Source organism: Streptomyces sp. NRRL B-24572, assembly GCF_002156145.1.
GTDB classification, from domain to species: Bacteria; Actinomycetota; Actinomycetes; order Streptomycetales; family Streptomycetaceae; genus Streptomyces; species Streptomyces vietnamensis.
The window spans coordinates 1-7,059 of the sequence record NZ_MWIG01000112.1; the positions used below are offsets into that span (position 1 = coordinate 1).

Below are 7,059 nucleotides of genomic sequence, written 5' to 3' on the forward strand. Positions count from 1 at the left end.
CGGTGGTCTGGTCGAGGTCCCCGTCGGGCCCGAGGGCCCGCAGGTGCGCCATGAACTCGTCGGTGACCTGGGAGAGGGCGACCTCGGTGACGTCGAGCTTGTGCTTGGTGATGAGCTGGAGGAGCAGATCGAAGGGCCCCTCGAAGTTGGAGAGCCGCACGGTGAACCGCCCGTCACGGCCCTCGGGCCCGTCGCCGGGTGCGGTGTCCTCGCGGGGCCCGAGGGCCGTGACGGGCGGTTCACCGTGCGGCTCTCCAACTTCGAGGGGCCCTTCGATCTGCTCCTCCAGCTCATCACCAAGCACAAGCTCGACGTCACCGAGGTCGCCCTCTCCCAGGTCACCGACGAGTTCATGGCGCACCTGCGGGCCCTCGGGCCCGACGGGGACCTCGACCAGACCACCGAGTTCCTCGTCGTCGCCGCCACCCTGCTCGACCTCAAGGCCGCCCGGCTGCTCCCCGCCGCCGAGGTGGAGGACGAGGCCGACCTCGCCCTCCTGGAGGCCCGCGACCTGCTCTTCGCCCGGCTCCTCCAGTACCGCGCGTACAAGCAGATCGCCGCGATCTTCGAGGAGCGCTGGGAGGCCGAGGGCCGCCGTCACCCCCGTACCGTCGGACTCGAACCGCACCACGCCGAGCTGCTCCCCGAGGTCGTCATCTCCATCGGCGCCGAGGGCTTCGCCAAGCTGGCCGTCAAGGCCATGCAGCCCAAGGCCGAGCCCCAGGTGTACGTCGACCACATCCACGCCCCGCTCGTCAGCGTCCGCGACCAGGCCGCCGTGGTCGTCGCGCTGCTCCGCGAGCGCGGGACGGCCGTCTTCCGGGAGCTGATCGAGGACGCCGACGACACCCTCACCGTCGTCGCCCGCTTCCTCGCCCTCCTGGAGCTCTACCGGGAGAAGGCCGTCGCCCTCGACCAGGAGACCGCCCTCGGGGACCTCGTGGTCTCCTGGACAGGCGGCGAGACCGACCCGTCCGCGGCCGTGACCGACGAATTCGACCAGGAGGCCACCGCATGAGCGACCTCAAGCCCGCCCTCGAAGCCGTCCTCATGGTCGTCGACGAGCCCGCCACCGAGGCCCACCTCGCCAAGGTCCTGGAGCGCACCCCGCGCGAGGTGGCCGACGCCCTGCACGAGCTGGCCGACGAGTACACCGCCCAGGGCCGCGGCTTCGAGCTGCGGCGGGTGGCCGGCGGCTGGCGCTACTACACCCGCGCCGCCTTCGCCCCCGCCGTCGAGGCCTTCGTCCTGGAGGGGCAGCAGGCTCGGCTCACCCAGGCGGCCCTGGAGACCCTCGCGGTGGTCGCGTACCGCCAGCCCGTCAGCCGTTCCCGCGTCTCGGCGGTACGCGGAGTCAACTGCGACGGCGTGATGCGGACCCTCCTCCAGCGGGGTCTCGTGGAGGAGGCGGGCGCGGAACCCGAAACAGGTGCGATCCTGTACAGGACGACGAACTACTTCCTGGAGCGGATGGGCCTGCGCGGCCTGGACGAACTCCCCGAGCTCGCCCCCTTCCTCCCCGAGGCCGAGGCGGTCGAGCCGGACTCCCTGGAAGGCGTCCCGTCGTTCGACCCGGACGCAGACGTAGACGACAAGACGGAACTTTGATGCGAAGCAGCAGCGGCAGGAACAGCAGCGGAAACAACGGCGGGAGCCGTGGTGGCAACAGCGGCGGCCGCGGCGGCAGCGGCGGAGGCCGCGGCAACAGCGGCGGTGGCGGCGGGCGCGGGAACTACCGCGGCGCCGGCAACAGCCGCGACGACCGTCAGGGCCAGGGCGGCGGACGCCCGGGCCAGGGCGGCGGGCGTCCCGGCCAGGGTGCCGGCGGGCGTCCGGGTCAGGGCGGCGGCCGGCCGACCGGCTCCAGCCCGCGCAAGGCGCGCCCGGAGGAGCGCACCTACGACGAGCGCTACAGCCCCGGCGGCTCCTCGGAGGCCCCCAAGCGCGGGCGTGGCGCGGCCGCGCGCGGCGGCGCCAAGGGCGGCCCGCGGCAGTCCCCGCAGCGCGGCGGCGGCCGTACGGCGCCCGCCCGCTCGCGCGAGTACGACGCCCGGGCGGAGGAGCGCAACCGGGAGCGGTACGCCGGCAAGCCCGAGATCAAGCTCCCGAAGACCTTCCCCGGCGCCGAGCAGGAGGGCGAGCGGCTGCAGAAGGTCCTCGCCCGTGCCGGCATGGGCTCGCGGCGCGCCTGCGAGGAGCTCATCGAGCAGGCCCGCGTCGAGGTCAACGGCGAGATCGTCCTCGAGCAGGGCATGCGCGTCGACCCGGAGAAGGACGAGATCAAGGTGGACGGCCTGACCGTCGCCACCCAGTCGTACCTCTTCTTCGCGCTGAACAAGCCCTCCGGCGTCGTCTCCACCATGGAGGACCCGGACGGCCGCCAGTGCCTCGGCGACTACGTCACCAACCGCGAGACCCGGCTGTTCCACGTCGGCCGGCTCGACACGGAGACCGAGGGCATCATCCTGCTCACCAACCACGGCGAGCTGGCCCACCGCCTCACGCACCCGAAGTACGGCGTGAAGAAGACCTACCTGGCCGCCATCACCGGCCCGCTGCCCCGCGAGGTCGGCCGGCGCCTGAAGGAAGGCATCCAGCTGGAGGACGGCTACGCGCGCGCCGACCACTTCCGCGTCGTCGAGCAGACCGGCAAGAACTACCTGGTCGAGGTCACCCTCCACGAGGGCCGCAAGCACATCGTGCGCCGGATGCTCGCCGAGGCGGGCTTCCCGGTCGAGAAGCTGGTCCGCACCGCCTTTGGCCCGATCGCCCTGGGCGACCAGAAGTCGGGCTGGCTGCGCCGTCTGACCAACACCGAGGTCGGCATGCTGATGAAGGAAGTCGGCATGTAAGGCCGTGTGCCACCCGTGAGAAGCCCGTGACCGCCCGGCGGTCACGGGCTTCTCCGCGTCCGGAGCCCGGGCCGGGCCCCGGGGCCCGATGGGCCTTGTGGGGGACGACCGCGACGCTTTATAGTCAGGATGACTCTTAAAGAGATCGGAGGTGAGTCCCGCCGTGTACAGCCGGTGGACCTGGACCCACGGGGGTGGATCAGGTCTCGACGTCCTCCCGGTGTGCCGCACGACGCGCACCGAGGGGACATGGCTGCCCACGGCGGGGGTCACGCCATGACGCGTTACGGCCACGGCCTCGTCCCCGGCGGGTTCCATCCGCCGCACGCCGGCCACCACCACCTCGTCCGCACCGCGCGCGACCGCTGCGAGCGCGTCACGGTGCTCGTCCGGGGCTCCTCCCTGGACGCCCTGCCCGTGGAGGACCGGGTCGCCTGGCTGCGGGAGATCCACCCGGACGTCCTCGTGTCCGGCGCCGTCGACGACGGGTACGCCGGCCCCGAGCGCGTCGACGCCGTCTTCGCCTCGGAGCCGTACGGGGACGACCTCGCCCGCCGCCTCGGCGCCGAGACCGTTCTCGTCGACTGCGAGCCGTCCCTCTCCGACATCGCCGTACGCGAGGACCCCGCCGCCTTCTGGGACTTCCTGGAGCCGCCGGTACGGGCCGCGCTCACCCGGCGCGTCGTCGTCCTCGGCGCCGAGTCCACCGGCACCACCACCATGGCCCGCGCCCTAGCCGACCACTACCGGCGGCGCGGCGGCGTCTGGGCCCGTACCCGCTGCGTACCGGAGTACGGGAGCGAGCCCGGCGCGTTCGAGCCCACCCTGCGCCCCTCCGACCTCCCCGTCATCGCCCAGCGCCGGGCCGAACGGGAGGAGGAGGCCGCCCGGGACGGCTCGCCCGTCCTCTTCTGCGACACCGACGCCTTCGCCGCCACCATCTGGTACGAGCGCCACTTCGGCACCACCAGCCCCGCCGTCGGCGAGATCGCCGCCCACGGCCGGCAGCACCTCTGGCTGCTCACCGACCACCGGGGCGTCCCCTGCGAGGGCGACGAGGAGCAGCTGCGGCCCTGGATGACCGCCCGCTTCCTCACCCAGCTCGCGCACACCGGCCGCCGCACGGCCGTCCTCACCGGACCCCACGAGGAGCGGCTCGCGGCCGCCGTCGCCGCCGTCGACCATCTGCTCGCCGAGGGCCCGTACCTCGCCCACCCCCTGCCGGAGCGCCGATGACCGCCCACCAGGCCCCCGAGGGCTACGACCCGTACGCCTTCGAGCCGTTCGCCGTCACCGTCGACCTCGCCGTCCTCACCCTCCGCGAGGAGCGCCTGCACGTCCTGCTCGTCGAGCGCGGCCAGGATCCGTACGCCGGATCCTGGGCCCTGCCCGGCGGCTTCGTCCTGCCCCGCGAGTCCGCCGAGCGGGCCGCCCGCCGCGAACTCGCCGAGGAGACCGGACTCTCCGAAACCACCGTCGCCGGACTCCACCTCGAACAGCTCCGCACCTACACCGAACCGGACCGCGACCCGAGGATGCGGGTCGTCTCCGTCGCCTTCACCGCGCTCGTACCCGACCCTCCCGAACCGCGCGGCGGCGGCGACGCGGCCCAGGCCCGGTGGATCCCGTACGGGACGCACGGGCACCTCGCCTTCGACCACGACCGGATCCTCGCCGACGCCCACGAACGGGTCGGCGCCAAGCTGGAGTACACCTGCCTCGCGACCGCCTTCTGCCCGCCCGAGTTCACCCTCGGCGAGCTGCGGCAGGTCTACGAGACGGTCTGGGGCGTCGAGCTCGACCGCCCCAACTTCCGGCGCAAGGTCCTCACCACGCCCGGCTTCGTCCAGGCCGTGGAAGGACCGCCGCGCCTCACCGGCGGACGGGGGAAACCGGCCGCTCTCTACCGGGCGGGCGGGGCCACCACCCTCCACCCGCCCCTCCTGCGACCGGAAGGACGCCCCGCATGAACCTCACACGACACGCGACCAAGCAGGCCGCGACCGGCTCCCTGATAGGGCTCGCGCTCGGGGACGCGCTGGGCCGGCCCACGGAGTTCAGCGACGTGCCGCGGATCATCGACTGGTACGGCCCGTGGCGGCAGCTGGCGCTTCCGGGCAACGGCCGCGTCACCGACGACACCCAGATGACCCTCGCCTTCGCGCGTGGCATCCGCACGGCGATGGACCGGGGCGTGCTGGCCCCGCTGCGGCTCGTCGGGCCTCTGCGGGAGGAGTACGTCGACTGGTACCGCTCGCCGGAGAACAACCGGGCCCCCGGCAACACCTGCCTGGCCGCCTGTCGGCTGCTGATGACCGACATGCCCTGGCAGGACGCCAGCCAGATCCACTCCAAGGGCTGCGGCGCCAACATGCGGGTCGCGCCCATCGGGCTCGTCCCCGGGCTGAGCGAGGAGCAGCGGGCCGGTGCCGCGCAGCTCCAGTCGGGCCTGACCCACGGTCACCCCACCGCGCTCGCCGCCTCCGACCTCACCGCCCGCGCCGTGTACCTGCTCGCGCAGGGCGTGGACCCGGCCGGGCTCGTCGGGCAGCTGCGCTCGTACGCGTACGAGAACCGCTCCCGCTACCACGAGCACTGGCTCGGCGACCTGTGGACCCGCTCCCAGGACCCCGGCGCCCTCCACTTCATCCAGCGCGGCTGGGACGAGTGCCTGGCCGTCCTGGAGCGCTTGGACGCCGTCCAGCGCACGGCCGATCCCGAGCTCGACCCCTGCGAGTACACCGGCGACGGCTGGATCGCCGAGGAGGCCCTCGCGACCGGCCTGCTCTGCTTCCTGCTCTTCCCCGACGAGCCCCTCACCGCCCTGCGCCGCGCCGCCTGCACGCGCGGCGACTCCGACTCGATCGCCGCCCTCGCGGGCGCCTTCGCCGGCGCCCACCTCGGTGCGGACGCCTGGCCGAAGGAGTGGGCGGAGCGCGTCGAGTACCGCAGCGACCTGCTGACCTTCGGCGCGCTCTGGGACGCGTGAGCCGGAGCTAGGCCAGGGCCGAGGCGCGGCGGGCGCGGGTCAGGAAGTCCTGGATCCGGGGTTCGTCCGGGGTGGCCGGGAGCGGGGTCGAGTCGTGGGCGCGGTCCGCCTCCTCCTGGAGGCGGTTCATCCGGGACTCCACCTCCGGCCAGGACACCTCGCCGCGCTTGACCGCGAGGAGGCGGTCGCGGTCCTCGCCGACGTCGATGCGGAGCTCGCCCGTGCGCAGCAGGTCGCGGCAGCTGGTGAGGAGCCGCAGCAGGTGCATGGCGTGCTTCCAGCGCGGATGCCCGTACTGGCGGACGTCCGCGTCCAGCTTGCGGCGCTGCCCGACCGCGTACCGGACGAAGGTCTGGTGGGCCCGGCGGGACAGGAAGGCGCCGCGCAGGGAGAGGAGCTCGCGGCCCCAGTCGTCGACGTGCTCGACCACGGGGGAGTGGAGGCACTCCAGGACGTTCGGGTTGTTGCGCAGGGCGAGCTCGCAGAAGCGTTCCAGCTCCCAGCTGAACTGGTCCTCGCCCGGGCCCTCCACGTGCGCCGGGGGCTTGTCGAAGTGCCAGAAGAGCGGCGTCGGGGCGAGGTACACACCCCGTACGTCCGTGTCGCTGTCCTCGGTCGCCAGACCGAAGGCGCGCGAGCCCATCACGCAGGAGTAGATCGTGTGCTCGCGCACCAGCTCTTCCGGAGTCATGCCCGGCAGATTACGCGAGAGTGATCGTTTCGTTCGAGACGATAATCCGCTCGGCCGGGAGCGGGCGAGGGGCCGGGCCGGCCGCCACCGACCCGTCGGCGATGCGGTACTTGGAGCCGTGGCAGGGACAGTCGATCGTGCCGTCCTCGACCTTGTTCACCGTGCAGCCCTGGTGGGTGCAGATCGCCGAGAACGCCTTGAACTCGCCCGCCGCCGGCTGCGTCACGACCACCTTCCTCTCGGCGAAGACCGTGCCGCCGCCCACCGGGATCTCGGAGGTCCTGGCCAGGGGTGCGGGGCCGCTCGGCGTGGCCGTGCCGGTCGGGGCCGGTTCGCTGACGGCCGGCGCGCTCGTCTTCGTACTCCCGTCGCCCCCGCCGTCGGACCCGCAGCCCGTCGTCAGGGTCGCCGCGGCGACCAGGACGGTACGGCGGGTCGTGGCGCTCGTGGTCATGCGGCCAGCTTCGTCGCGCATCGCTGCCGCGGCTCGCAACACGCCTGCCCGCCCCCGCCGCCTACTCCGGGTG

General features: G+C 73.3%; 8 protein-coding genes. 6 read left to right on the forward strand and 2 right to left on the reverse strand.

Features of this window, described 5'->3' with window-relative positions; translation table 11 throughout:
* Positions 1-100: 100 nt before the first annotated feature.
* From CCN56_RS07030 to CCN56_RS07060, 6 genes are all read left to right on the forward strand, one after another.
* On the forward strand, positions 101-1,018 hold the full coding sequence (locus CCN56_RS07030; RefSeq protein WP_373412834.1) for a ScpA family protein: 918 nt from the start codon (positions 101-103) through the stop codon (positions 1,016-1,018).
* The gene (gene scpB / locus CCN56_RS07035; protein ID WP_041128513.1) at positions 1,015-1,608 is read left to right on the forward strand and encodes an SMC-Scp complex subunit ScpB; all 594 of its coding nucleotides are present in this window, start codon (positions 1,015-1,017) and stop codon (positions 1,606-1,608) included. Before CCN56_RS07030 ends, scpB begins: the two co-directional genes overlap by 4 nt.
* Positions 1,608-2,852, forward strand: coding sequence for a pseudouridine synthase (locus CCN56_RS07040; RefSeq protein ID WP_086824640.1), 1,245 nt, complete (start codon positions 1,608-1,610; stop codon positions 2,850-2,852). The genes scpB and CCN56_RS07040 overlap by 1 nt, the downstream gene beginning before the upstream one ends.
* Before the next feature lie 276 nt (positions 2,853-3,128).
* Positions 3,129-4,088, forward strand: coding sequence for an AAA family ATPase (locus CCN56_RS07050; protein ID WP_086824642.1), 960 nt, complete (start codon positions 3,129-3,131; stop codon positions 4,086-4,088).
* On the forward strand, positions 4,085-4,822 hold the full coding sequence (locus CCN56_RS07055) for an NUDIX domain-containing protein (RefSeq protein WP_086824645.1): 738 nt from the start codon (positions 4,085-4,087) through the stop codon (positions 4,820-4,822). Before CCN56_RS07050 ends, CCN56_RS07055 begins: the two co-directional genes overlap by 4 nt.
* Positions 4,819-5,841 (forward strand): ADP-ribosylglycohydrolase family protein, encoded by a 1,023-nt coding sequence (locus CCN56_RS07060; protein ID WP_086824647.1) that lies wholly within the window; start codon positions 4,819-4,821, stop codon positions 5,839-5,841. The genes CCN56_RS07055 and CCN56_RS07060 overlap by 4 nt, the downstream gene beginning before the upstream one ends.
* Positions 5,842-5,848: 7 nt before the next feature.
* Here the strand turns inward: CCN56_RS07060 and CCN56_RS07065 are convergent, their stop codons facing one another.
* Complete coding sequence (locus CCN56_RS07065; RefSeq protein WP_086824649.1) at positions 5,849-6,532, reverse strand: DNA polymerase beta superfamily protein; 684 nt, start codon at positions 6,530-6,532, stop codon at positions 5,849-5,851.
* A gap of 10 nt (positions 6,533-6,542) precedes the next feature.
* Entirely contained in the window at positions 6,543-6,986 is a 444-nt protein-coding gene (locus CCN56_RS07070; protein WP_086824651.1) for a Rieske (2Fe-2S) protein, read from the reverse strand.
* Positions 6,987-7,059: the final 73 nt, after the last annotated feature.

Bases quoted from the DNA above. Each gene is read 5' to 3' on its own strand.
- CCN56_RS07050 (WP_086824642.1), top strand. From the start codon at position 3,129: ATGACGCGTTACGGCCACGGCCTCGTCCCCGGCGGGTTCCATCCGCCG.
- scpB (WP_041128513.1), top strand. From the start codon at position 1,015: ATGAGCGACCTCAAGCCCGCCCTCGAAGCCGTCCTCATGGTCGTCGAC.
- CCN56_RS07055 (WP_086824645.1), top strand. From the start codon at position 4,085: ATGACCGCCCACCAGGCCCCCGAGGGCTACGACCCGTACGCCTTCGAG.
- CCN56_RS07060 (WP_086824647.1), top strand. From the start codon at position 4,819: ATGAACCTCACACGACACGCGACCAAGCAGGCCGCGACCGGCTCCCTG.
- CCN56_RS07040 (WP_086824640.1), top strand. From the start codon at position 1,608: ATGCGAAGCAGCAGCGGCAGGAACAGCAGCGGAAACAACGGCGGGAGC.
- CCN56_RS07070 (WP_086824651.1), bottom strand. From the start codon at position 6,986: ATGACCACGAGCGCCACGACCCGCCGTACCGTCCTGGTCGCCGCGGCG.
- CCN56_RS07065 (WP_086824649.1), bottom strand. From the start codon at position 6,532: ATGACTCCGGAAGAGCTGGTGCGCGAGCACACGATCTACTCCTGCGTG.